General features: G+C 43.2%; 20 protein-coding genes, 1 tRNA gene and 1 pseudogene. 15 read left to right on the forward strand and 7 right to left on the reverse strand.

The features are described from left to right. Positions 1-57: 57 nt before the first annotated feature. From ACM0OT_RS12845 to ACM0OT_RS12855, 3 genes are all read left to right on the forward strand, one after another. Positions 58-768 (forward strand): Uma2 family endonuclease, encoded by a 711-nt coding sequence (locus tag ACM0OT_RS12845; protein ID WP_414564731.1) that lies wholly within the window; start codon positions 58-60, stop codon positions 766-768. Between the two features lie 322 nt (positions 769-1,090). Continuing rightward, positions 1,091-1,870, forward strand: a complete 780-nt coding sequence (locus tag ACM0OT_RS12850; protein WP_414564733.1) for a Uma2 family endonuclease — start codon at positions 1,091-1,093, stop codon at positions 1,868-1,870. Between the two features lie 76 nt (positions 1,871-1,946). After that, on the forward strand, positions 1,947-2,840 hold the full coding sequence (locus ACM0OT_RS12855; protein ID WP_414564734.1) for an SDH family Clp fold serine proteinase: 894 nt from the start codon (positions 1,947-1,949) through the stop codon (positions 2,838-2,840). A gap of 352 nt (positions 2,841-3,192) precedes the next feature. On the opposite strand, the pseudogene ACM0OT_RS12860 reads toward ACM0OT_RS12855, so the two are convergent. Then, a pseudogene (locus tag ACM0OT_RS12860) lies at positions 3,193-3,942 on the reverse strand (peptidoglycan-binding protein); the annotation flags it as partial. Between the two features lie 266 nt (positions 3,943-4,208). Between ACM0OT_RS12860 and ACM0OT_RS12865 the strand changes: the two are divergent. The 7 genes from ACM0OT_RS12865 to ACM0OT_RS12895 all read left to right on the forward strand — a co-directional run bounded on the left by ACM0OT_RS12865 (position 4,209) and on the right by ACM0OT_RS12895 (position 12,906). Continuing rightward, positions 4,209-5,648, forward strand: coding sequence for a hypothetical protein (locus ACM0OT_RS12865; protein WP_414564803.1), 1,440 nt, complete (start codon positions 4,209-4,211; stop codon positions 5,646-5,648). A gap of 186 nt (positions 5,649-5,834) precedes the next feature. Continuing rightward, on the forward strand, positions 5,835-6,293 hold the full coding sequence (rimP, locus tag ACM0OT_RS12870; RefSeq protein ID WP_414564735.1) for a ribosome maturation factor RimP: 459 nt from the start codon (positions 5,835-5,837) through the stop codon (positions 6,291-6,293). 173 nt (positions 6,294-6,466) lie between these two features. After that, positions 6,467-7,753 (forward strand): transcription termination factor NusA, encoded by a 1,287-nt coding sequence (gene nusA / locus ACM0OT_RS12875; RefSeq protein WP_414543053.1) that lies wholly within the window; start codon positions 6,467-6,469, stop codon positions 7,751-7,753. Positions 7,754-7,941: 188 nt separating this feature from the next. After that, positions 7,942-8,211: a YlxR family protein gene (locus ACM0OT_RS12880; protein ID WP_414564736.1), complete on the forward strand. Its 270-nt coding sequence runs from the start codon at positions 7,942-7,944 to the stop codon at positions 8,209-8,211. Between the two features lie 433 nt (positions 8,212-8,644). Next, entirely contained in the window at positions 8,645-11,749 is a 3,105-nt protein-coding gene (gene infB / locus ACM0OT_RS12885) for a translation initiation factor IF-2 (protein WP_414564737.1), read from the forward strand. A 213-nt stretch (positions 11,750-11,962) separates the two neighbouring features. Continuing rightward, positions 11,963-12,598, forward strand: coding sequence for a low-complexity tail membrane protein (locus tag ACM0OT_RS12890; protein WP_414543050.1), 636 nt, complete (start codon positions 11,963-11,965; stop codon positions 12,596-12,598). A 110-nt stretch (positions 12,599-12,708) separates the two neighbouring features. Continuing rightward, a complete protein-coding gene (locus ACM0OT_RS12895) occupies positions 12,709-12,906 on the forward strand; it encodes a hypothetical protein (RefSeq protein WP_414543049.1) in 198 nt (65 codons plus the stop codon). Here ACM0OT_RS12895 and ACM0OT_RS12900 read toward each other — a convergent pair. After that, on the reverse strand, positions 12,903-13,436 hold the full coding sequence (locus ACM0OT_RS12900; protein ID WP_414564738.1) for an alpha/beta hydrolase: 534 nt from the start codon (positions 13,434-13,436) through the stop codon (positions 12,903-12,905). The two genes, ACM0OT_RS12895 and ACM0OT_RS12900, sit on opposite strands and share 4 nt — an antisense overlap. 361 nt (positions 13,437-13,797) lie before the next feature. Here ACM0OT_RS12900 and ACM0OT_RS12905 point away from each other — a divergent pair, with 361 nt between their 5' ends. After that, positions 13,798-15,489 carry a DUF1565 domain-containing protein gene (locus ACM0OT_RS12905; RefSeq protein WP_414564739.1) on the forward strand — a complete coding sequence of 564 codons (1,692 nt, stop codon included), beginning with the start codon at positions 13,798-13,800 and terminating at the stop codon, positions 15,487-15,489. Between the two features lie 327 nt (positions 15,490-15,816). On the opposite strand, the gene ACM0OT_RS12910 is transcribed toward ACM0OT_RS12905, so the two are convergent. Continuing rightward, the gene (locus tag ACM0OT_RS12910) at positions 15,817-16,086 is read right to left on the reverse strand and encodes a DUF3493 domain-containing protein (RefSeq protein ID WP_414543046.1); all 270 of its coding nucleotides are present in this window, start codon (positions 16,084-16,086) and stop codon (positions 15,817-15,819) included. Positions 16,087-16,119: 33 nt separating this feature from the next. Here ACM0OT_RS12910 and ACM0OT_RS12915 point away from each other — a divergent pair. Further along, positions 16,120-16,191 (forward strand) — tRNA-Thr (locus tag ACM0OT_RS12915). A gap of 84 nt (positions 16,192-16,275) precedes the next feature. Here the strand turns inward: ACM0OT_RS12915 and ACM0OT_RS12920 are convergent. The 4 genes from ACM0OT_RS12920 to crtH form a co-directional block, all read right to left on the reverse strand. Beyond that, complete coding sequence (locus ACM0OT_RS12920; RefSeq protein ID WP_414564740.1) at positions 16,276-16,533, reverse strand: hypothetical protein; 258 nt, start codon at positions 16,531-16,533, stop codon at positions 16,276-16,278. 195 nt (positions 16,534-16,728) lie between these two features. Further along, a complete protein-coding gene (locus tag ACM0OT_RS12925; RefSeq protein ID WP_414564741.1) occupies positions 16,729-17,958 on the reverse strand; it encodes a 4-Cys prefix domain-containing protein in 1,230 nt (409 codons plus the stop codon). A gap of 32 nt (positions 17,959-17,990) precedes the next feature. Then, positions 17,991-18,827 carry an alpha/beta fold hydrolase gene (locus tag ACM0OT_RS12930; protein ID WP_414564804.1) on the reverse strand — a complete coding sequence of 279 codons (837 nt, stop codon included), beginning with the start codon at positions 18,825-18,827 and terminating at the stop codon, positions 17,991-17,993. Between the two features lie 116 nt (positions 18,828-18,943). Then, positions 18,944-20,485: a carotenoid isomerase gene (gene crtH / locus ACM0OT_RS12935; RefSeq protein ID WP_414564742.1), complete on the reverse strand. Its 1,542-nt coding sequence runs from the start codon at positions 20,483-20,485 to the stop codon at positions 18,944-18,946. Between the two features lie 390 nt (positions 20,486-20,875). Here crtH and upp point away from each other — a divergent pair, with 390 nt between their 5' ends. The 3 genes from upp to ACM0OT_RS12950 all read left to right on the forward strand — a co-directional run bounded on the left by upp (position 20,876) and on the right by ACM0OT_RS12950 (position 22,504). Continuing rightward, positions 20,876-21,526, forward strand: a complete 651-nt coding sequence (gene upp, locus ACM0OT_RS12940; protein WP_414564743.1) for a uracil phosphoribosyltransferase — start codon at positions 20,876-20,878, stop codon at positions 21,524-21,526. A 147-nt stretch (positions 21,527-21,673) separates the two neighbouring features. Continuing rightward, on the forward strand, positions 21,674-22,021 hold the full coding sequence (locus ACM0OT_RS12945; RefSeq protein ID WP_414564744.1) for a hypothetical protein: 348 nt from the start codon (positions 21,674-21,676) through the stop codon (positions 22,019-22,021). A 204-nt stretch (positions 22,022-22,225) separates the two neighbouring features. Continuing rightward, positions 22,226-22,504: a YggT family protein gene (locus ACM0OT_RS12950; protein ID WP_414564745.1), complete on the forward strand. Its 279-nt coding sequence runs from the start codon at positions 22,226-22,228 to the stop codon at positions 22,502-22,504. Positions 22,505-22,655 lie beyond the last annotated feature (151 nt).

The raw sequence follows: 22,655 nt of genomic DNA on the forward strand, positions 1-22,655 counted from the left end.
CAGTTTATAGAAGCATTCCCCCACTCCCTACTCCCCACTCCCTACTCCCTACTAAATATGACAGCCATCATCACCCCCAACTACCAAATCACCTGGGAAAAACTTCCCGATGATTACAAGCTACCAAATGATCCAGTGGACAATATCAACCAACCAGCTTTAGCCGCAGCACTAACCGAAAGCTTACAAATAGCTAAAAAAGTCCCAGATGATACCCTGATAACAACGAATTATGGCATTTGTGCCACCCTAAACGGCAAAATTGTCATTAAAGCCCCTGATTGGGCCTATATTCCCAGAATCAGTGTCAATAGAGAAGAAATAATTCGCAGTTATACCCCCCAACTCCAGGGTGAAATTCCCTTACTGGTAATGGAATTTATTTCCGATCCAGACGGAACAGAGTATTCTGTCAAACCTACCTATCCCCCCGGAAAATGGTTTTTTTACGAACGCATTCTCAAAGTCCCAAACTACATAATTTTTGCACCAGATAGCGGTAGATTCGAGATGTATCGCTTAGATAAAACAGAACGGTACGTGTTGCAAGCAGCAAACGACAACCAGCTGTACTGGATCTCAGAAATCAATCTCTACTTGGGTGTATGGCAAGGAACTCGTGAAAATCGCACAGGAAATTGGCTACGCTGGTGGGATGAACAGGGAAATCTATTGCTTTGGGGTTTCGAGTCAGCCGAACAAGAACGCCAACGTGCTGAACGACTAGCAGCACAACTACGCGCCGCAGGAATTGAGCCACAAGATTAGACTTTTTGCCATTGAAAAATTTGCGATCGCTATTTTAATCCCATAAAAATTCTCAATATCTTTGATATTGCCGATTTTCAAAAAAGTTGGATATCTGGACAACACGAGACAACCATGATGCTAGTTACTTATATTTAGGTAATAACAGTAAAAATAAAATTGCCACAGTTGAAAAGAATTTATTAGAACGTCAGTTATGAGTTTTAAAACCAAATGATTGGCATAAAGTGTGTCAGTCTATACATCAACTATGGTCTTCAATTAAATAAAAAATTTTCATTCATACTGAGCTTCTTTTATCCATATCTAACACATATTTACTATGACTATCTTCCCTAAATATATCCCCCAATCTGATCCCCCACTTCCGCCTTGGGAAACCCTACCCACAATGTATGATTTACCCAGTGATAACCCAGAGGAACCAGGTTTGCCAGACGATTTTCATTTTTTACAACCCTTACTGTTATATTTAACTTTCCAGCCAACTAACTGGAATCCCGAATTAGTTTATAGTGCAGCTGACCTAAATCTTTACTATGACGTTCAGCATCCTTTATGGTACAAACGCCCTGATTGGTTTGGCGTTGTCGGTGTACAAAAACTCTATAAAGGTGAAGATTTACGTTTAAGTTATGTAACTTGGCAAGAACCAGCAAATCCTTTTGTAGTGGTGGAATTATTATCACCTGGAACAGAAGAGGAAGATTTAGGTAATAAACCCAGTAAAGTCAATCAACCTCCGAGTAAATGGGATGTTTATCAAAATATTCTCCGTATTCCTTACTACATCGTTTTTAGCCGCTACACCAATGAACTTCAAGCATTTCAATTAGTCGGGGGTCATTATGAACCCATGACTTTTACTGATGGACGTTTACCCATGCCAGAAATCAGTTTAAGTTTAGGTTTGTGGCAAGGTTCATTTAGAAGTATTGAAAAACTGTGGTTAAGGTGGTTTACCCTAGAAGGAGAAATGATTCCTGAACCTACAGAAGAAACTGCGGCGGCTAATGAACGGGCTAGAATTGCCGAACAAAAATCTGAACAACTAGCAGAACGGTTACGACAGTTGGGTGTAAATCCTGATGAACTGAGTTAAACCTCTAGATAGACATGCGATCGCCTAAAAATTGTCACAATAATGACAACAACCGTTATTTTTACACAATTTTTATATGGGGTTTGGTATTGGTGACTTATTTTGGATTTTCCTGATCTTCACTTCCTTACAACCCCTTTGGCAAAAGCGCCAAATAGAATCTCGGCGCTTACGCACCCTGCAAGAATTTCAGCAAGAACGCAAAAGCCGAGTGATTTTGTTAATTCACCGTCAAGAGTCCATCAGTTTACTGGGAATTCCCCTCTCGCGTTACATTACTATTGAAGATTCAGAACAGATATTGCGGGCAATTCGCCTCACACCGCCCGATGTTCCCATTGACTTAATTTTACACACCCCTGGTGGTTTGGTTTTAGCCACAGAACAAATTGCTAGGGCATTAATTCGTCACCCTTCCAAAGTCACCGTTTTTGTGCCTCACTACGCCATGAGTGGCGGTACAATGCTTGCCTTGGCGTCTGATGAAATTATTATGGATGCCAACGCCGTCTTAGGGCCAGTTGATCCCCAATTAGGTAACTATCCGGCAGCTAGTATTTTAAAAGTGGTTGCAGATAAACCCATCGGTGATATTGATGACCAAACCCTAATTATGGCTGATCTTGCAGGAAAGGCTATTCAACAAGTACAGCGTTTTGTGCGGACTCTGCTAAAAGACAATATACCTAAACAAAAAGTTCAACCAGAAAATATTGAACCGATTATCGAAGCTTTGACAACAGGACGTGTTACTCATGATTATCCCGTTACTGTTGAAGAAGCCACAGAAATGGGACTACCTATAACCGTAGGATTACCGCTTTCTATTTACAGACTCATGGATTTGTATCCACAACCACAAGGGGGACGGCCCAGCGTTCAGTATATTCCCATGCCCTATGATGATCGGCGTCCCATTCTACCGTCGCCCAAAGGTAGACCAATGGAAGAACCCAATCAAAATTCATAATTTGTAATAGTAGTGTAAGGCAGGCGAGGCCGTAAGCGCAGCTATACCCGGTAGGGACTATACATCATTCGTAATTAAGCCTCCAGTACATCAACCGTTAGCTAGTGTACTGGGGCTTTAAGTAATGTCTATATGACTGTTTTAGTAACGCTTATGGCGTTGGTGTCGGCGTTGGCGTTGGTGTTGGTGTCGGTGTTGGTGTTGGTGTCGGTGTCGGTGTTGGTGTCGGTGTTGGTGTTGGCGTTGGTGTCGGTGTTGGTGTTGGCGTTGGTGTCGGTGTCGGTGTTGGTGTCGGTGTTGGTGTCGGTGTCGGTGTTGGTGTTGGCGTTGGCGTTGGCGTTGGTGTTGGCGTTGGTGTTGGCGTTGGCGTTGGCGTTGGCGTTGGCGTTGGTGTTGGCGTTGGTGTTGGCGTTGGTGTTGGTGTTGGCGTTGGTGTTGGTGTTGGCGTTGGCGTTGGCGTTGGCGTTGGCGTTGGTGTTGGCGTTGGCGTTGGCGTTGGCGTTGGTGTTGGTGTTGGCGTTGGTGTTGGCGTTGGCGTTGGTGTTGGTGTTGGCGTTGGTGTCGGTGTTGGTGTCGGTGTTGGCGTTGGTGTCGGTGTCGGTGTCGGCGTTGGTGTCGGTGTTGGCTGACTTATAATTTTCCTTGCCTCTTGATTCAGCATTTGGCGGAATGGCAAATTAGCAATGCCAGTTTCTTCCATCTGAAATTTTTTCTGAGCCTCTTTAACGGCTGCTTCTGTTTGCTCACCATAGAATTGATCACGAGATAAGGGAGTCTCAGGTTGCAGTACTACATTTAAATTGGCTTTCAAAATTCGGACGATACTAGCTGCAAAATCTTGGGTTTGTGGGCCTGCTATACCATCCACAGATAACTTGTACCCTTTCTGAAACTCAGAGATTGCCTTTCTCGTTTCTTCGTCCGTGAGAGGCTCGTTGGTCACCTTAACGTTATAGCCCAATCCCTGTAACACAGCCCGAAATTCCTGGGGCGTATAGTTACGCTGACGAGCAGCAAAAGTTGTTTCTGCTACCACCAAACTAGCTGTTACGACGCAAGTAACAGCAATAGTCATGCTGGTTTTTCCAAAATCACACCACATATGAAAAACTCCTTTGGATTAAATCAGCAGTATTCAGAAGTATCTAGAGGTTAACAGAGAAATTTTACATTTTGTTAAATACTTTATTCTTGATTATTAATAATTTTTGATTAATGTGAATTCTATTAGCTAAACTGAACTAAATGTATAAAAACTTTTTTTTGCCATCTTCCTATAGAAGTATTTTAAACGAGTAGTAATAATAGGCAGCATCGATCTGAAACTAAAAAAAGCGCATTTTCAAGATGTATAATCAAGAACTAAAAATGCCTAATCGCAAGTCACCAAAACAACAAAACCTTGTCTTTGAAAGATTAATGGCAATGATTGCCACTGTAAATTTATGCTTAGTTTTGTTCGATTTGAGTTACGTACCTTGGCGGGATTTCTATTTACGAAATTTTCCCCAAATCACCCAGATTTATGACCCCATTAAGGGTATTGAAGACCATAGAGAAACAATCAATTATTTGAATAGAGTAGATGCACTCCAAGAACAGGTAAGCCAGACTGGATTAACTTCACCAGAAGCCAACGCTAAATTAGAGGAACTTGACCGTCTTAGCCGCGAAATGGTTGACAGTAATCCATTTGCCGCCGTCAATAAAAGTGGCAATTTTGAAAAAGCCAAAAATCGGATGCGCGATCGCATCGGTATAGAATCGGCAAAACAGTCTTTTTCTACGTTTTGGAGTCCAGAGTACTTATCGCAACAAGGCTGGAACCAAGAAGTTAATTTTTTTAACAGACAAATCCGCCCCTTAATAGCTACCAACTACTTTCGCCGTATAGGTGAAAATGGGGAACTTCAGGATGATTTTTGGCGCATTGATTTACCTTTTATCCTGCTTTTTGGCATCGAGTTGCTAGCACGTTCTTTTTATCTGCGTCGCCGTCATCCCAGTTTTACTTGGGTAAATGCAATTTTGTGGCGCTGGTACGATATATTTTTGCTACTACCATTTGTTCAGTGGTTACGAATCATCCCCGTAATCATTCGTCTTGACCAATCGCGGTTATTAAATCTTCAACCATTGCAGCAGCAAATAAATCAAACAATATTAGCTAATTTTGCCGAAGATTTGACAGAAATAGTCGTTGTCAGAGTAATTAACCAGATCCAAGGTTCAGTTCGGCGCGGTGACTTAACTAGTTGGCTATCGTCAAAAGAAAATTTACGTTCCTACATAGATATTAACAATATCAATGAAATCGAAGCGATCTCAAGTATTTTCTTGCAAACAATCGTCTATCAAGTGCTACCCAAAATTCAACCAGAAATCGTTGCCATTTTACGCCACAACATTACAGTCGGACTAAATCAAACCCCCATTTACCGTAACCTGCACCATTTTCCTGGCGTGGAAGACATGCAAACCCAACTCAGCGAACAACTAGCAACTCAAATCACCACTAACCTTTACAGTGCCGTAACTGCTGCGATGGAAGATCCTATAGGGGCGCAACTTTCTAGTCAACTAGCACAACGCTTTACCGCCGCCTTGGGAGAAGAAATGCAGCAAAAACATGTACTTGAGGAAATTCAAAGCTTACTTGCTGATTTCTTAGAAGAAGTCAAACTCAACTACGTCCAACGGCTTTCCCAAGAAGATATAGACCAAATTTTAGAACAAACTAGAAAGCTAAGAACACAAGCACCCTTTGTCGATCAAGGTACTGTTCTCCCAGTAAAGAGGGAAAGTTGAGAGAAATCAGCGGGATCAAGAAGCAAGGATGAAGTTTTTCCCCATGACCAATGACTATTGACTATGAAAGAAATGCGCTAAACTCGGAATAGAGACGAACTATTATTAGTTCGTCACAAGACTTCTTGGAAGATATCCCTATCGCAGGAAGTGGGTCTACGCCCACTTTTTTTATTGAAATTTCGCATGACTCATCCTTTAGTTCCACAAATTATAGATTTGGCAACACCAGTAGCGGCAGAACTGGGCTTGGAAGTCGTTGGCATAGTGTTTCATACTAACCAGCGTCCACCAGTATTGCGGGTAGATATTCGTAATCCCCAGGATGACACTGGTCTGAGTGATTGTGAACGGATGAGTCGTGCTTTGGAAGCTTCCTTAGATGCGGCAGAGATCATTCCAGACGCTTATGTCTTGGAAGTATCCAGTCCGGGAATTTCACGACAACTAATAACCGACAGGGAATTTATTTCCTTCAAAGGATTTCCTGTAATCATTTCCACTTCCCAACCCTACGACGGACAACAAGAGTGGATTGGTCAATTGATTCGCCGGGACGAAACAACTGTTTACTTAAACCAAAAAGGCCGCGTCATTGAAATCCCCCGCACCCTGATTACAAAGGTGCAGCTAGAGGAGCGCTAATCAACGGGAAACTAGGGGCTAGAGGCGCTTAGGCTAGAGGCTAGAGATTAGGGAATAGAGTAAAAACTTTCTCTACATCCTTAATTCTTTAATGCTTATTTATGCTGAGTTTCTACCTTCTTTATTGTTACTAGTCTCTAGTCCCTAGCATTTAATTTTAAAGGAGATTGCTTATGTCAATGGTTAGTTTACCAGGATTAAAAGAATTAATTGAAAGTATCAGCCGCGAGCGCAATTTGCCTCGTCTAGCAGTGCAATCCGCTATTAGAGAAGCATTACTCAAAGGCTACGAACGTTATCGTCGCGCCCAAAATTTAGAAAGAAAACAATTTGATGAAGAATATTTTGAGAATTTTGAAGTAGAACTCGATATCGAAGGAGAAGGGTTTCGTGTTCTTTCGACTAAAAGCATCGTTGAAGCAGTTGATAATTCCGATCATCAAATATCTCTTGATGAAGTTCAACAAGTTGCTCCCGAAGCACAATTAGGAGATTCTGTTGTCCTAGATGTGACCCCAGATCAAGGGGAATTTGGGCGCATGGCCGCGATGCAAACCAAGCAAGTACTGGCGCAGAAACTACGGGATCAGCAACGCCAGATGGTGCAAGAAGAATTTCAAGACTTAGAAAGCACCGTTCTCCAAGCTAGAGTCTTGCGGTTTGAAAGACAATCAGTAATTCTGGCAGTCACCAGTAACTTTGGTCAGCCAGAAGTGGAAGCTGAATTACCAAAACGTGAACAATTGCCCAACGATAATTATCGAGCAAATGCTACGTTTAAGGTATATCTCAAAAAAGTTTCCCAAGGTCAACAACGAGGACCTCAATTACTCGTATCTCGTGCCGATGCTGGCTTAGTGGTTTATTTATTTGCCAACGAAGTCCCAGAAATTGAGGATGAAGTGGTGCGGATTGTAGCTGTAGCGCGAGAGGCTAATCCCCCTTCCCGTTATGTAGGTCCCCGGACTAAAATAGCAGTAGATACCCTAGACCGTGATGTAGACCCAGTGGGTGCTTGTATTGGCGCTAGGGGATCGCGCATTCAAGTAGTAGTCAACGAATTACGTGGTGAAAAAATAGATGTGATTCGCTGGTCTCCTGACCCATCTACATATATTGCTAATGCCTTAAGTCCAGCCAGGGTAGATGAAGTCCGCCTCATGGACCCTGAAACTAGACAAACTCACGTACTAGTAGCCGAAGATCAACTAAGTTTAGCAATTGGTAAAGAAGGGCAAAACGTTCGTTTGGCAGCTCGTCTCACTGGTTGGAAAATCGATATTAAAGATAAAGCTAAGTACGACTATGCAGGTGAAGATGCTAAATTCGCTGCCTCCCGATCCAGATATGAACCAGAGGAAGATGATTTGGAATTAGAAGAGCTAGAGTATGAAAATCAAGAAGAACTAGAGGAGGAAGAACTAGAAGAAGAGTCTTTTGACACAAGCGATCGCGATTAATTTATCTAATTTCTCAGTTTCTGGGAGAGATGATACTATTTACAGCATAATTAGTCTCAATGATTACCAGGAATCAGGCAATTTATCATAAGTAAGTGAAAGACTGATCATAACAACTTTATGTTCACATCCAGATTGCTTACCTGTTCGCGTTAGCGTCTCCCCTGGGGAGAAGTCAGATAAGATTAATGAAACCGAATTATCGGCGCTGTATTAGTTGCCGCAAAGTAGGCTTGAAACAAGACTTTTGGCGGATAGTCCGCGTCTTTCCATCTGGAAAGGTACAATTAGATCAGGGCATGGGGCGTTCTGCCTATATTTGTCCGCAAATGAGTTGCCTGCAAGCAGCTCAGAAAAAAAATCGACTAGGGCGATCGCTACATGCATCAGTGCCAGAAACACTGTACCAAACATTGTGGCAACGTCTAGCCCAAAGCCATACCCCACATCAAAACTAAGTTGAAAAACTTTGTGGTGGTCATGCCCAGAGTACTTGTGCCGAAAGCCGAATTCATCGGGCTTTAGTCACATCATCTGCAATTGATAGGGTTAGTGGCAAAATAGTAAATGGGTGTGTCAGCCTGCGGCTCTTCCACAAAAAGAGTGGCAAAGTGATACTCCCAACAAGTTTTACTCGATTGTGTTGTGGAAGACTCAGAATCAGCAAAACAAAAAACACAAAAATGGCAACCTGGTAGCGCTCAAGCGCAGCTTGGCATCAACCATCATCTTGGGTGGAAATGTCAGAGTTAAACCAAAACATCTCTCTTTCCTGACTGGAGGCACCGGCAAAATCACCAAGGGCAACCTAAAAACAGTAATCAAAGGATGGAGATGTCGAAAACCAGGCAACCATCCGCTAAAAAACTGTAAATTAAAGGGGAAGAGTGGATGAACAACGGCAAAGTTAGAATCTACGAATTATCAAAGGAATTGAATTTGGATAACAAAGAGCTATTAGCAATTTGCGACCAGCTCAGCATCTCGGTCAAAAGCCATAGCAGCACTATTTCAGAATCAGAGGCAGAACGCATTCGAGCGGCTGCCGAAAAACTGGCGGCTACCAATGTAACCACCAAAGGTGCAACCAGTCATAAACCAAATTCACCGCACACTGGCTCTCGCAATCGACCAGCTCCACCTCACAAACAGCAAATTTTGGAAATTCGCAAACCCAAAATATTGAGAAATACTACCTCCAACGCCCCAGAGGCGTCAGTTGCTACGGATAACCAACTTGCTTCGTCTGATAGCTTGCATGGCGAAGCCACAGCTAATCCTCCTTCACCTCCACGGCCCTTCGATACACCAGTCTCAACCATGAAGCCGACGGCACCAATTCGACCTGTACCCCGGAATCAATCTGAGACCTCGCCAGAACCTGCAATCACCCAAGCAGATCAAGTTTCTAATGAAGAGGCACCGGAAACAATAGCAGAGCAAAAATCGGAAAAAACGGTTACATCCAGACCAAAACCGGAAAAACCCCAAAAACCTCAACTAGTGTCCCCACCCGCCAGGCCTGCGGCGGACAGCACCCCTGCCACTGAACAGCTAAGTCCGGCAGACAAACCCATACTCAAACGCGATCAACCCAAGCAGAAGGTTGCTAAACCGACAGGCACGGATACCCCACAAGCTCCAGTGCAAAAACAGGCTCGTCCTGCATCATCTCCATCCAGACCGGAGCCTAGAGGCAATAGACCTCCCGGACAAGCAGCAACCGGAGATGGGCCAAGACCTAGCCGGCCAGTACGTCCATCGGAACCTGTAGCAGCAATGCCAACGGCTACTCCGCCTAGACCGATGTCAGGCGCACCCGGAAAAGCTGATCTAGGAAATGATCCGGTTGCAGCCGAACTTTTAGATTTGAAACGCCCCACTCCACCGCGTCTAGCCAAAGGTGGTAAAAAGTGGCAAGAAGAAGAAATTATTGACGAAATCAAAGAAAAGAGCAAAGTAGGTGTTAAAGGCAAGCGGGTCAAACCGATCCTGGAAGATGAGTTTGAAGAAGACGATTTACTAGACGACGAAGATGCAAATTCACCAGCTATCGTCCAGGTTAGTCTTTCTATTGCCCGTCCCCCCAAACCTAAAGCTGCTCGTCCTACACAGTCGCCTGGTGCAGCAACTATTAGTGCGCCCACTACCAGAGCGAAAAGATCCTTTTCTCGCCGTGACCACAACCGTCGTCAAGAAGTTGAGACCAAGCGTGAGCGTCCCGAAAAGGTAGTGGTTACAGGCCCGTTGACAGTGCAAGAACTGGCTGATGTTTTGGCTGTTGCCGACACAGAGATTGTGAAAATCCTGTTCCTCAAAGGCATGGCGGTGAGTATCACCCAGAATTTAGATATTCCCACAATTACTTTGGTCGGTAAAGAGCTAGAAATAGAAGTCGAAACCGCCGAACCAGAAGCAGAAGCGCGCAAAGTCACAGAAATGCTGGATGTGGCGGATATGCAACTACTCCAGCGGCGTCCGCCAGTAGTGACAATCATGGGTCACGTAGACCACGGTAAGACAACCTTGCTCGACTCGATTCGCAAAACGAAAGTAGCATCTGGCGAAGCTGGTGGTATTACCCAGCACATTGGTGCATACCATGTAGATGTGCAACATGAAGGACAAACACAGCAGATTGTCTTCCTAGATACTCCTGGACACGAAGCGTTTACAGCGATGCGGGCACGGGGAGCAAGGGTTACGGACATTGCCATCTTAGTAGTAGCTGCTGATGATGGTGTTCGTCCCCAAACAGTGGAAGCCATTAGCCATGCTCAAGCTGCCGGCGTACCCATTGTTGTAGCCATCAATAAAATTGATAAAGAAGGGGCACAACCAGACCGGGTGAAACAAGAACTGACTCAGTATGGCCTCACCCCAGAAGAATGGGGCGGTGAGACAATCATGGTTCCTGTGAGTGCCATCAAGGGCGAAAACCTCGATACCCTCTTAGATATGATTCTGTTGGTATCAGAAGTCGGAGAACTTTCTGCTAACCCAGATCGCTCGGCTAAAGGAACAGTCATTGAAGCACATCTGGATAAAGCTAAAGGAGCAGTTGCGACCTTGCTAATTCAGAATGGCACCCTGCATGTGGGAGATATGCTAGTAGCTGGCTCGGCATTTGGTAAAGTCCGGGCGATGGTTGATGACAGAGGCCGGAGAGTAGAGATTGCTAGTCCTTCCTTTGCCGTCGAGGTACTGGGTTTAAGTGATGTACCCGCAGCAGGTGATGACTTCGAGGTCTTTGCTAACGAAAAAGAAGCTAGAACACTAGCAAGCGATCGCGCAGACAAGCAACGTCAATCCCGTCTGTTACAGGGGCGTGTGACTTTAACAACACTCTCAGCCCAAGCACAAGAAGGCGAGTTGAAAGAACTCAACTTAATCTTGAAGGGAGACGTACAAGGTTCTGTAGAAGCAATTGTGGGATCTCTCAGACAAATCCCGCAAAACGAAGTCCAAATTCGGATGCTATTGGCTACTGCTGGGGAAATCACGGAAACAGATATTGACTTAGCCGCAGCTAGTGGAGCTGTCATTATTGGCTTCAACACCACCTACGCCAGTGGCGCTAGACAAGCAGCCGACGAAGCTGGGGTAGATGTGCGGGAATACAATATCATCTACAAACTCTTGGAAGATATTCAAGGAGCCTTAGAAGGACTTCTAGAACCAGAGTTGGTGGAAGAACCCCTTGGTCAAACCGAAGTTCGTGCCGTATTCCCAGTTGGTCGGGGCGCAGTGGCTGGTTGCTACGTACAATCTGGCAAGCTGGTTCGCAACTGCAAAGTGCGAGTACGTCGTGGCGGTAAAGTCGTCTACGAAGGTGTTCTGGACTCACTCAAACGGATGAAAGAAGATGCGCGCGAAGTTAACTCCGGTTACGAGTGCGGGATCAACATCGATAAGTTCCATGACTGGGTTGAAGGTGACCTCATTGAAGCCTATCAGATGGTCACCAAGCGTCGTACACTCACCTTAACGAAGTAGTGCTAGGTACTCAGTGCTGGGTCATGAGTAAAAGTGATGGGTTTTGGGTTGACAACTCAAAACTCAAAACTCAAAACTCAGCACGGGCTAAACCCGCCTGTACACACAGGACTGAGAATACCTCAAGTTTTGTAAAGATGGTTTCGTCTGTCTGGAGAACGGTGGGTTCCCCTTTAGGCAAATTTCGGTGAATTAAGCACACACAAATTTGATATGGCCTCATTTCGCTCTGAACCTATATTGTGGATTCACATCGCTGGATTAGCGGCTACACCAATCTTTTTGGTAATGTGCTTATTATTTCTGTCTGTGGGTGAACCGCTTTTGCCAGTATGGTTAGAGCTGTTCCTCGTAGCCAGCATTGGTGTGATCCCACTGTTATGGATGCAGTTACACCGCCCTTTTTATATTTTTGCTATTTTGGGTGTGGCCCTGAAGCCAGAAAATTTAACTGAGCAACAGCGGAAAATTCTCTGTTTAATTAAGACAAAGTTAAATCGCTTTTTATCCTTAGCAGCAGCAATATTATTAATTGGGGTGTTATGGCAACTTTACCAAATGGTGCCACAGGTAGCTAATTTAGCTAAATTTTTACCCCAGTGGCGCAGCTTGGGTTTACTGCTAGCTGCTTTAGCCTTTTTTGCTAGTAACTTATTTTTACAAATTCCCGTGAGTGTGGCGCGAGTTTTAGTGACCAATGACACAGAATTTGCCGCCCTAGAACCATTATCTTTAGAAAAGATTAAGCAGGACTTCACGATTTTAGGTGTACGGGTTAACCAAATTATCCCCCAGTTGTTTTCATCTCTGAGCAGGATGAACACAGACCCCCAAAAACCCCTAAAGTAATCCTTATAGGTATTAAGCAAATTATGCACTGTCTCATGTAGGCAGGGTTGTATCTGCTGAAAATGATGACTGCCGTAACTGTTGAACTTAAAACTAAGGAATGAGAAACTATGGCTCAAATTCCATCTGCTAGCGATCGCCCATTCTCTGCTGATCCGGAAATTTGGTATAGTCTCAAATGCGCCATCGCTACTAGTTCCGGTTTTCAACGCTGGCAACTAGAACATGATGCTCAATTACAGGGACTTCGCCTAGAACAGCAGGTACAAAAATATTTACGAGAAACTTTAGAAACTTTAGCTTATTAAAATCTCAGGAAATCTTGTATACCTGTTTGCAAGCGACGGAGTTGACGGTATGCATTACCCAAGCGATCGCCGTCAATTTCTACATCTGAGGTGGGATAATTTCCAATTACTTCCATCAACGTTATCTGCCCATCTTCACTAGCAGAGAGTATTAAAGCGGAGCGCAAAGCTTGTCTGTCGGCTGTCCGTGATGGTGTGTGAATCGCTTGACTCAGCTCATCGAGTATAAGATTACCAACAGGGCTATTTAATACTCTATCTAAAGTGACCAAGTTGACCTGCACTGGTGTCGTGAAATATGGACGAATTGCTTGGGGATCTTGTCGAGCCAAGGCAAAATTTACTCGTAGTGAACGTGAAAGTTCCCCAGTTTTCGCAAAAGTTGATAACTCCTCTACAGAAATTGATTCACGCAGGATTCCATACCTTAGCACTACTCGTTCCGCAGCGAAGGCGGGAGTGCTGAAAAAGAAAGTACAAGTGCTAACTATTACTAAGACTCGACGTAGTACCGGAAATTGATAACGCATTTCTCCTCATTACCATCAGGTTTGTTGTTCTGAGGATCATATCTATTGCTACCAATTAAGGACATCTGGCTTTAGGTATCTATCTTCGGAAAACCACTGCTCTCAGGCACAAATTTATACTGCTGATGTAGCTCGTCATTAGTTAATGGTGAGCAAATTTAGCTATGGCGATCGCTTGATTATTTAGGCTAGACTGGATAAATTTTGAAATTTGCACAAAAATATTAATATGTTTTCTTACGAAACTTAGCTGATTATTTGCTAGTCATCCGGTATAGTTTGGCATGGGCTTGGCAGCTAAGTAGCTGCTACATTTGACCCTGTTTAACCAACTGTAATTCAGCACACCACAGATCTAACAATGAAATATCGGGGTTTTCACATTTCTTCTGTAAAATATATTCGTTTGATTTCTCATAATTCTCTCGGATCTCTTTTACCCTTACAAGCCGGACTAGCAGCTTTATTAGTTGTTTCTGGAGGTTCTACATTCTTAATCAGTGGGGCAAATGCTGGTGTTACCCAGCAAGAAGCTACTTCCGCAACTTTAATGGCGCAAGTTCCCACATCTGCAACAATAATTTACGTAAATCCCACAACTGGTACAGACACTGCTGGCGTTGGTAAAACCGAAGCAACGCCCTATAAAACAATTACCTACGCTCTTAGCCAAGCTCAATCAGGTACAACTATTCAACTAGCACCAGGGACTTATAATAGCGACACCGGAGAGAAATTCCCTCTGTTACTCAACCCAGGAGTATCCTTACGGGGAGACGAATCTAGTAGAGGTCAAGCAGTCTTAATTACAGGTGGTGGTTTTTACACCAGTCGTACCTTTGCCCGACAAGATATTACCATCTTGGCTAATAACAATAGTACTATTTCTGGCGTGACGGTCACCAACCAAAATCCTCGTGGTACAGGGGTTTGGGTAGAATCTAGTAATCCCACCATTACAAATAATACATTCACTAACAGTGCCAGAGAGGGAGTTTTTGTTACGGGTACCAGTAATCCCAGAGTAGAAAATAACCTATTTGTGCAAAACCAAGGCAACGGGATTTCCATAGCGAGAACTTCCCAAGGTGAAATTCGCAATAACTTGTTTCAGGATACAGGTTTTGGTCTAGCTATCGGTGGTAGTTCTACACCTTTAATTGAGGGTAACCAAATTATCCAAAATCAAGACGGTCTGTTTATCTCAGAATCAGCCCGGCCTATATTACGTAAGAATGTAATTCAAAATAATAAACGGGATGGTCTTGTCGCAACTGTCAATGCTCAACCAGACCTCGGTACCAATGAAAATCCTGGTGGTAACCTGATTCGCGGGAATGCTCGTCATGACGTGAACAATGCCACTACAAGCAATACAATTTTGGCTATTGGCAACGATATTGATCAAAGTCGCATTTCTGGTCAAGTCAATTTTGTGGCTGCTGCTGTTGACCTCCCAACTGGACAAACTGCTTTTGCAGATGTGCCGGAAGGTTACTGGGCAAAAGCTTATATTGAAGCCTTAGCTGCACAAGGTATTATTGCTGGGTTTCCTGATGGCACATTCAAACCCAATGATCCTGTAACCCGCGCTCAATTCGCCACTATTGTCACCAAAGCTTTGACACCACCAGTTAAACGCGCAAATATTAATTTTAGAGACGTGGCTAGTAATTTTTGGGCTTACAATGCCATTCAATCTGCTTACCGCAGTCAGTACCTGGCTGGTTATCCTGACGGTACCTTTAAACCACAGCAGGAAATTCCCAGAGTACAGGCATTAGTTTCTTTAGCTAATGGTCTGGGTTTAACTGCTAGTAATCAGAATGCAATTTCTGTGTACACTGACGCTGCCCAAATTCCTAATTATGCGATTGGCCCTGTTGCTGCTGCAACTACACGCCAATTAGTGATTAACTATCCCACCGCTAGGCAACTCAATCCTAATCGTCCGGCGACAAGAGCCGAAATTGCTGCCTTTGTTTACCAAGCACTAGTTAATGCTGGACGCGCCCAACCAATTCCTTCACCATATTTAGTTACGGCTCAGTAAACTTCTGACTTAAACATTAAAAGCGCCAGACTGACAATTTGTTAATCTGGCGCTGACAAAATTTTTCTTTTTATCAACTTTGGGGTCTTTAAATATAGATAACCCCATTTAAATGGATTTGGGTGTATATTCAGGGTCTTTATATTGGCTGACCCTGTTTGAACAATTTCCAGTTTCTCAGAAATTTTTGCTTTTTGAAATTTTCTAATGTTTTTTTTATTTTTTCTCTACTTGTATTTCCAAGGTTGGAAAAATATGAATATTTTTTAAACCAAAATAGTCAAAAAACACTAATTATTAATTTTTGTAAGTTAGTCTTTTATGCATCTACGAACGTCTTTTCCGACTTTGATCCCAGCGCCAAAGAAAGATCATCAGTGCCACAACTCCGACTTGAAGCGCTAAATTAGGCAATGCGCTATCAACATCTCGTCCAGCCAGTACTTGAAAAAAGAAGATAAATGCGCCAATCAAACCAGATGCACCAAAACCAATATAGAGAAATTGCCGCAAGCCACGATAGGGTGCTGCCATTTCCGCTTTGAGGCGAGCATATTGTTCTGGATTCAAGCGATTTTGAGGATTTGGTTTTACCATGAAGAAATGATGCTATAATTACTTGCTGTATGTGCCGATGTGGCTCAGTGGTAGAGCAGCTGATTCGTAATCAGCAGGCCACGGGTTCAAATCCCGTCATCGGCTTGGGTTTTTGAAAATCATATCTTTATCTTGCCCGATTTTTGACCATTTCCGCTTAAAACCTAGTGCGATCGCGCTACTCAAATTCTACTCATTTTTTAATCCCAAGAGTTCAGGCTGTTCTTCTACCATCTTGGCGAACTTTCTCAACTCGTCCCAAGTCCGGGCAGAGACATTAACTATCTTGCCGTGCTGGTTTGGGTGGCGACCGCCACCGCGCCAGAGAATGTAATTTGCGATCGCTTCTAGCACTGTGCTTTGCACAATCGCGTTCAGGATAATAATTTCTTGTGTATTGCCTTGTGACACGGCATTATCGCTATCTAATGCCCTGGCATAACTCATAATTTCATCTGCCAGCGCTGCGGGGACACGAATTGTCCTAGTTTCGCCGTGTCGCCAGATGAAGAACTTTCACAAGTTATTGAAAGTTTATTACAGTTATCTCCAGAAGAGTCTACTCCTTTGTGTTTGCAATTATCTTGTGCAGAATTATTGACAAGATTCAGCCCATAATGTTGACTTCCTATTCCCTATTCCCTATTCCCTATCTATAGTTCTAAACTTCTCCACCGCACCCAAAGAATAATCTTCTAACTTGAAATCTGCAAAGGGTTTATTTTCTAACCTATCTCGTAGGGCTTCATCGAGAATTACATTATTTGATTGTGGTTTTGCACCAATAATAATTACACTGTTTTGGTATGCAGTTAAATTTTGATTTGGTTGACAATTATAGCGTTGAAATTGACCAAGATTTAATAAACGATATCCTTGCACACTGGGTGTATTGCTAAATAAAGTTTTTGCTAAACGTTGAATTTGCTGAGAACGTTCTAAAGCTTTCCGTTCTTGAACTTCTCGGTTACCTCCACAAGCAGCAATCCCTATGGCAATAATTTCACTAGGCTCTTCCATGATTGTCTGTATACCTGCTTGTTCTAATGTCAACCTTAAAACATCGACGCTAATAATTTGATCGTTATATATAATTTGAAAATTACTCCCTGGTAACCATTTATATTCAACCGACAAAACAGCTATATTAAATAGGGCAGTTTTTCCTTGACTATCCATACCTTCTGCATAAGGAAAGTAATCAACTGTACTTCTTCTTTGGGGAGATTGGGTTGATGTTGCCAAAAAAGCAAACTGTGGGGCAAGAGTTGCTAAAGCTATCAAACTAAGTAATCCAAAAGAAACTAATAAAGCTGCCAGGAGGGCTAGTAGAGGTACTTTGTCTAAATGCTTGACTGGTGTGGGTAAAGTTGCTGGAGATTGAGAACTAGTGACTACATTTGCTGTACTAGTTTTCATCTGTTGCTGTATCAGTTGTTTTAACGAATCCACAGATTGTGCTTGGGAAATGTAACTATTTTGCTGCTTTAACCACTCCTCCAATTTGGGTTGGTCAATTTTTTCCAAGACAATACAGTGTAAAACTAAATTATTGCGAGTTTGATACTGAAAATAACCAGCAAATTGGGGAATATCCGGATGATGTAAATGTTCTAAAAGTGATGCTTCTTGGCAAAACAATTCTACTGCTTGAGAATCATTTGATAAATTCTCATTGAGTACCTTAATGATTTTTGGTGTGCCTTGTTCGTCTGCCTCATAAACTTTACTAAAACCATTTTTGTCACTCAACCAACGCATCACCCGATAACGTCCTAGCAATTCTAGTTGAGAGCCACATCTTTTACAAAAACGGTCTTGATTATCTGGGTGATAGGGTTGAGGACAAACTGGATTTATACAAAGGCTCATGATTGAATATAAAAGTCAAAATCAGACTTGTTCTACTTACATTCTGCTAAGAATGTAGCTACAGTCCGGTTAAATGCCTCAGGTTCCGTCAAAAATGGCCAATGGTTTCCAGGAACTTGGCAGAGGTGAAGATTTTTGAGATAAGTTTTGTAGGGTTTAATTTGCCAATCTTGTCGATTTAGTCCTTTTTCTGGCTGCACAAACATAGCAGGGATATCCAGAGGCACAATAAAACCAGGTACACACATCACATCGGCAAAAATTCCGTCACGGGCCGCAATAGTAAACTTACTACCCCAACTGCCATCAAGTTTTTGTTCAATTCCGGCTTGAAATACTTGTTGTTGTAAGCTAGTCCATCCTTGATATTGGTTTAACTGACGCGCTTGTGCTTCGGCTTCCTCGTAACTAGCAAAGGGGCCCATACCTTTGAGAAACGATAAGAAACGGTACAACAAGGGGAAGGTTAACTTCAATAAACTAGGCATCTTCCAAATAAAAATTGGGTCAACCAAAACCATACTGCGTAATCTTTTTGGATTTTCCCTAGCCCAAATAGCAGCTAGTTTACCCGTCCATGAATGACTGACAACATGAGCCGAAGACCATCCTAGATGATCCATGAGTGCTTCTAGGTCGGCGATCGCACTGGCAAAGGTATAATCATCCACTGGCTTGCTGCTTTCACCATGACCGCGCATATCTGGCGCCACTATGTGATAATCGGATGCTAGGTTATCTCCCAAGCTAGACCAAACCAGGGCGTGGTCAGCTAAACCATGTAACAGCAGCAAGGGTTCTGTACCTTGCTCCCACTCTAAATAAGAAAGTTGAATATCAGGTTTTAATAACGTTTGACGTAGAGGCATCGTCATACATCCACCTTTGGAGAGATAGTTAGCGCTTATATGGTACTGCGAAAAACTTGTTGCTCTCCAGCTGCGCCTGAAAAGGGTTTGTTGTTCCCAAATTCGGTACCGGATCTTCAAAATCCCAAATCTACAGCTATGCGATGAGCGCAAGCAAAACCAGAAAATGCTACTGCATTTAATCCCTGACCAGGAAAGGTACTATCTCCGACACAATAAAGTCCCGGAATCGCTGTGCGATTAAATGGCATCTCCAACAACCCCCGTAACTTGCGCCGGGGAATGGGCCCATAAGTACCATCTTTACGCCCTAAAAAGCGGCGATGGGTGCGGGGTGTCCCTACTTCTAAATAATCTAAGCCCGCGTCTAAACCGGGGAAAAATTTCTCTAGTCGGTCAATGATTTGCCCAGCGGCTGTTTCTTTCTTCGCCTCGTACTCACTAGCAGACAGCCCTTGCCATGCATTCATCCACTCAGGTGTAAAGGCATGGATGATGTGATATCCTTCTGGAGCTAAATCTGGGTCAAGCAATGTGGGAATGGAAACAAACAGTGTCCCAGATGGTGCTGTCATTTGCTGCCAATCTGACAAAATTATATGATGGCATTCTGTCCCTTCAGGCAATACTGAACTTTTTACCCCCATATGCAGACTCAGAAAACTTGGCGATTTTTCGTAGCTTTGTTGCCATTTTATCTCATTAGAGGGTATTTTCTCTACAGGTAGTAATTTTTCAAAAGTATCCCAACGTGTAGCATTAGAAACTATTCGTTGACCACGATAAATTTTACCATTAGCTAGTTGCACTCCGACGGCGCGCCCTTGTTCTGTGATAATTTTTGTGACCCTAGCTTGGTACTGAATCTTACCTCCAGCTTTTTCTAAACCCTCTACCAATTTTTGGGCAATTTGTCCGACTCCGCCTTTAGGATAGTTAACTCCGCCATAGTGCCTATCAGAAAAAACCATGCCCGCATTAATCATTGGCGTCATGTCAGCTGTCACCACCGACCAGCAATAACACTCCATATCAATAAATTTTAATAATTCTGGATCTTTAATATGGCGTCGGGCGACATCGCCAACATTTTGGGGGAAATATTTGACCAAACCAAGACATGCTAAGGGATGCTGTAAGAAAGTTCGCAGCAAATACCGAGGTTCTTCTAGCGACAGTAAATCCATGCTATTAAGGCAATTGAAAACCTGCCAACACTCGTCATAAAAGCGACGAATACCTTTTTCTTCATGGCGAAAATAAGCAATAAGATTTTGCAAGAAGTTATCATAAACCCGTTCAACTTTCAGGTCTAATTTATTAGGTAAGTGATAGTGAATCTGTACGGGATCAGTGATTGTTTCTTGGCTAACATTTACAGCATCAAGGGCACGGGTGAGTAAATTAGTAGTACCATTTTGTCCAAATCCAAAAATCATGGATGCGCCCACATCAAATCGATAGCCCTGGCGTTCAAAAGCACCAGAACTACCACCTGGAATTAAATAACTTTCTAGTACCAGCACCTTAGCTTTTTTGGCTGCTAACTGGGTTGCTGTCACTAAACCGCCAATACCAGAACCAATAACAATTACATCAAAAGAAGAATCAACAGATGAAGTTGCTGTGCTGAAAGTCGGAGATATGCGGTCAGCCATTACATGAAATTATTTAAGGAAATCGTATTTTATATTACTTTTTTTAAAGGTATTATACGCACTTTATCTTAATATTTGCTCCCCAGGGCTGCTAAACCTTGAATATATTGGTATTCAGCCCTTTAACACTTGGAGAGATGAGATTTTGCTCAGTTAAATTTTCACAAAAAAGAGGGACAAGCCTGCTACCGCTGGCCAATCCCGTCTGCCGATCCTTAAAGAGAGGAGAACACTGATTAACAATATAGCCTTGGTTGAGAATAGATGTCAACTATTAATGCAAAAATTTTGCATTAAATTGAAGAATGCTGATTTTAGCGGTTAGCAGTACGCCGGAAAGAGTATGATGATGTTTCAGTTCTTAGAAAATGTAAGTACCCATTTTTGGCTATGACGGTACAACTGCGTGTTTATGTTCCACCCCATCCTTTAATCAAGCACTGGCTGGCAGTTGCCCGTGATGCTGCTACGCCCTCGGTCTTATTTCGTAGTGCCATTACAGAGTTGGGCAGATGGCTGACTTACGAAGCGGCACGAGAGTGGTTGCCAACTTTAGAAACAATGGTGCAGAGTCCTTTAGATGCATCTCCAGCAACTTTGATTAATCCAGAAGTGCCTATGGCAGTTGTGCCTATTCTACGGGCAGGGCTAGGATTATTAGAAGGAGCGCAAACCTTGCTACCGTTGGCTGCGATTTACCATTTAGGCTTGGTGCGAAATGAAGAGACACTGGAGCCTAGCTGCTACTTGAACAAATTACCAGAAAAATTTGACCCCCAAACTAGGGTGTTAATTACCGACCCAATGTTAGCAACGGGCGGGTCAATTATGACGGCGATGGCAGAATTAACACAACGGGGTGTTGACCCAGCTTTGACAAGAATTGTCTGTGTAGTAGCTGCTCCACCAGCGTTACAAAAACTGAGTGCAGCGTATCCAGGTTTAATAGTTTACACTGCGACCATTGATGAAATAGTCAACGATCAGGGATACATTGTACCGGGATTAGGAGATGCAGGCGATCGCATCTTTGGGACTTAGGGAAATCCCAAAAATAACTCACTCTCCCTGGTTTTTTGCTTACACAGCGATTGGTTATTTTTTGATTTTGAAGCTAGTATGCAGCTATGAACGAAAAATAGCTGAACTACATCTAGAAGTTGCAAGATTTGTTCAAGGCGGTAAAGTATGAGTCAGCGTGATGGTTTTGCCAGTGGTTTTTTCGCAGGAGCAATTTTTGGTAGCGTAGTTGGTGGCGTTCTCGGTGCGGTGATTGCTTCTCGTCGAGATGGGGAATTGATCGCAGAATCAGAAACAGAACTAACTAATGGCCAAACAGGAACCAAAAAAGTATCCGCGAAACGACGACAAATAATCGCCTCAGATGATGAAGATATGGAAATGGCCAGGCGATCGCTCGAAGATAAAATAGCTCAGTTGAATGCCACAATTGACGAAGTGCGCCAACAACTAGGAAATGTTAACGGTAGTTCCACTCAGTCGGTGAATGACCGCTCTCTTACCCAAGATTCATGAGGGTGGGTGGTGGATAAGGGGACAAAGATCAAGAAGATGTTGTGCTGGATGTAGAAATTAAAAAATTTATTTCTAGTTTTTGGGAAATCTCTAGACAAAGTGCTAATACTGTTTAATGCGGCAATCCGCACACTTCATGTCGTGGACTAAATTAAAATCAATAATAAGACCACTTTTGACACTTAGCAGGAAAGTAACTTATCCATGAATTTACTGTTTACCACTTTGGCTACCTTTGTCACCTTCTATAGCTATTTGCTAATTATTCGGGTTTTATTGACCTGGTTCCCCACAATCAACTGGTATAACCAGCCCTTTGCTGCTTTAAGCCAGATAACCGACCCTTATCTTAATCTGTTTCGCTCAATTATTCCCCCATTGGGTGGTATAGATTTATCCCCCATTTTGGCATTTTTGGCACTTAATTTAATTGGTGGCTTACTGAGAACCTTAACTAGCCTGACATTTGTACAGGGATTTTAGTTGTAGCAGAGAACAGGCAATGGGGAGATGGGGGAGGTGAGGAAGATCAAAAACAAAGATGTTGGTACTAATCGAAAGTATTTCCCCCTACCCCCGTACCCTTCGGGAAGCTACGCTAACGGCTGACGCTCACGGCGAAGCCTGCCCCCTT

Origin of the sequence: Anabaena sp. CCY 9613 (assembly GCF_963920895.1) — a bacterium.
Taxonomy (GTDB): Bacteria; Cyanobacteriota; Cyanobacteriia; order Cyanobacteriales; family Nostocaceae; genus Cyanocohniella.

What these genes read in the sequence shown, in the direction of transcription:
- ACM0OT_RS12845 (WP_414564731.1), top strand. Translation starts at nt 58, where the DNA reads ATGACAGCCATCATCACCCCCAACTACCAAATCACCTGGGAAAAACTT.
- ACM0OT_RS12850 (WP_414564733.1), top strand. Translation starts at nt 1,091, where the DNA reads ATGACTATCTTCCCTAAATATATCCCCCAATCTGATCCCCCACTTCCG.
- ACM0OT_RS12855 (WP_414564734.1), top strand. Translation starts at nt 1,947, where the DNA reads ATGGGGTTTGGTATTGGTGACTTATTTTGGATTTTCCTGATCTTCACT.
- ACM0OT_RS12865 (WP_414564803.1), top strand. Translation starts at nt 4,209, where the DNA reads ATGCCTAATCGCAAGTCACCAAAACAACAAAACCTTGTCTTTGAAAGA.
- rimP (WP_414564735.1), top strand. Translation starts at nt 5,835, where the DNA reads ATGACTCATCCTTTAGTTCCACAAATTATAGATTTGGCAACACCAGTA.
- nusA (WP_414543053.1), top strand. Translation starts at nt 6,467, where the DNA reads ATGTCAATGGTTAGTTTACCAGGATTAAAAGAATTAATTGAAAGTATC.
- ACM0OT_RS12880 (WP_414564736.1), top strand. Translation starts at nt 7,942, where the DNA reads ATGAAACCGAATTATCGGCGCTGTATTAGTTGCCGCAAAGTAGGCTTG.
- infB (WP_414564737.1), top strand. Translation starts at nt 8,645, where the DNA reads ATGAACAACGGCAAAGTTAGAATCTACGAATTATCAAAGGAATTGAAT.
- ACM0OT_RS12890 (WP_414543050.1), top strand. Translation starts at nt 11,963, where the DNA reads ATGGCCTCATTTCGCTCTGAACCTATATTGTGGATTCACATCGCTGGA.
- ACM0OT_RS12895 (WP_414543049.1), top strand. Translation starts at nt 12,709, where the DNA reads ATGGCTCAAATTCCATCTGCTAGCGATCGCCCATTCTCTGCTGATCCG.
- ACM0OT_RS12900 (WP_414564738.1), bottom strand. Translation starts at nt 13,436, where the DNA reads ATGCGTTATCAATTTCCGGTACTACGTCGAGTCTTAGTAATAGTTAGC.
- ACM0OT_RS12905 (WP_414564739.1), top strand. Translation starts at nt 13,798, where the DNA reads ATGAAATATCGGGGTTTTCACATTTCTTCTGTAAAATATATTCGTTTG.
- ACM0OT_RS12910 (WP_414543046.1), bottom strand. Translation starts at nt 16,086, where the DNA reads ATGGTAAAACCAAATCCTCAAAATCGCTTGAATCCAGAACAATATGCT.
- ACM0OT_RS12920 (WP_414564740.1), bottom strand. Translation starts at nt 16,533, where the DNA reads ATGAGTTATGCCAGGGCATTAGATAGCGATAATGCCGTGTCACAAGGC.
- ACM0OT_RS12925 (WP_414564741.1), bottom strand. Translation starts at nt 17,958, where the DNA reads ATGAGCCTTTGTATAAATCCAGTTTGTCCTCAACCCTATCACCCAGAT.
- ACM0OT_RS12930 (WP_414564804.1), bottom strand. Translation starts at nt 18,827, where the DNA reads ATGCCTCTACGTCAAACGTTATTAAAACCTGATATTCAACTTTCTTAT.
- crtH (WP_414564742.1), bottom strand. Translation starts at nt 20,485, where the DNA reads ATGGCTGACCGCATATCTCCGACTTTCAGCACAGCAACTTCATCTGTT.
- upp (WP_414564743.1), top strand. Translation starts at nt 20,876, where the DNA reads ATGACGGTACAACTGCGTGTTTATGTTCCACCCCATCCTTTAATCAAG.
- ACM0OT_RS12945 (WP_414564744.1), top strand. Translation starts at nt 21,674, where the DNA reads ATGAGTCAGCGTGATGGTTTTGCCAGTGGTTTTTTCGCAGGAGCAATT.
- ACM0OT_RS12950 (WP_414564745.1), top strand. Translation starts at nt 22,226, where the DNA reads ATGAATTTACTGTTTACCACTTTGGCTACCTTTGTCACCTTCTATAGC.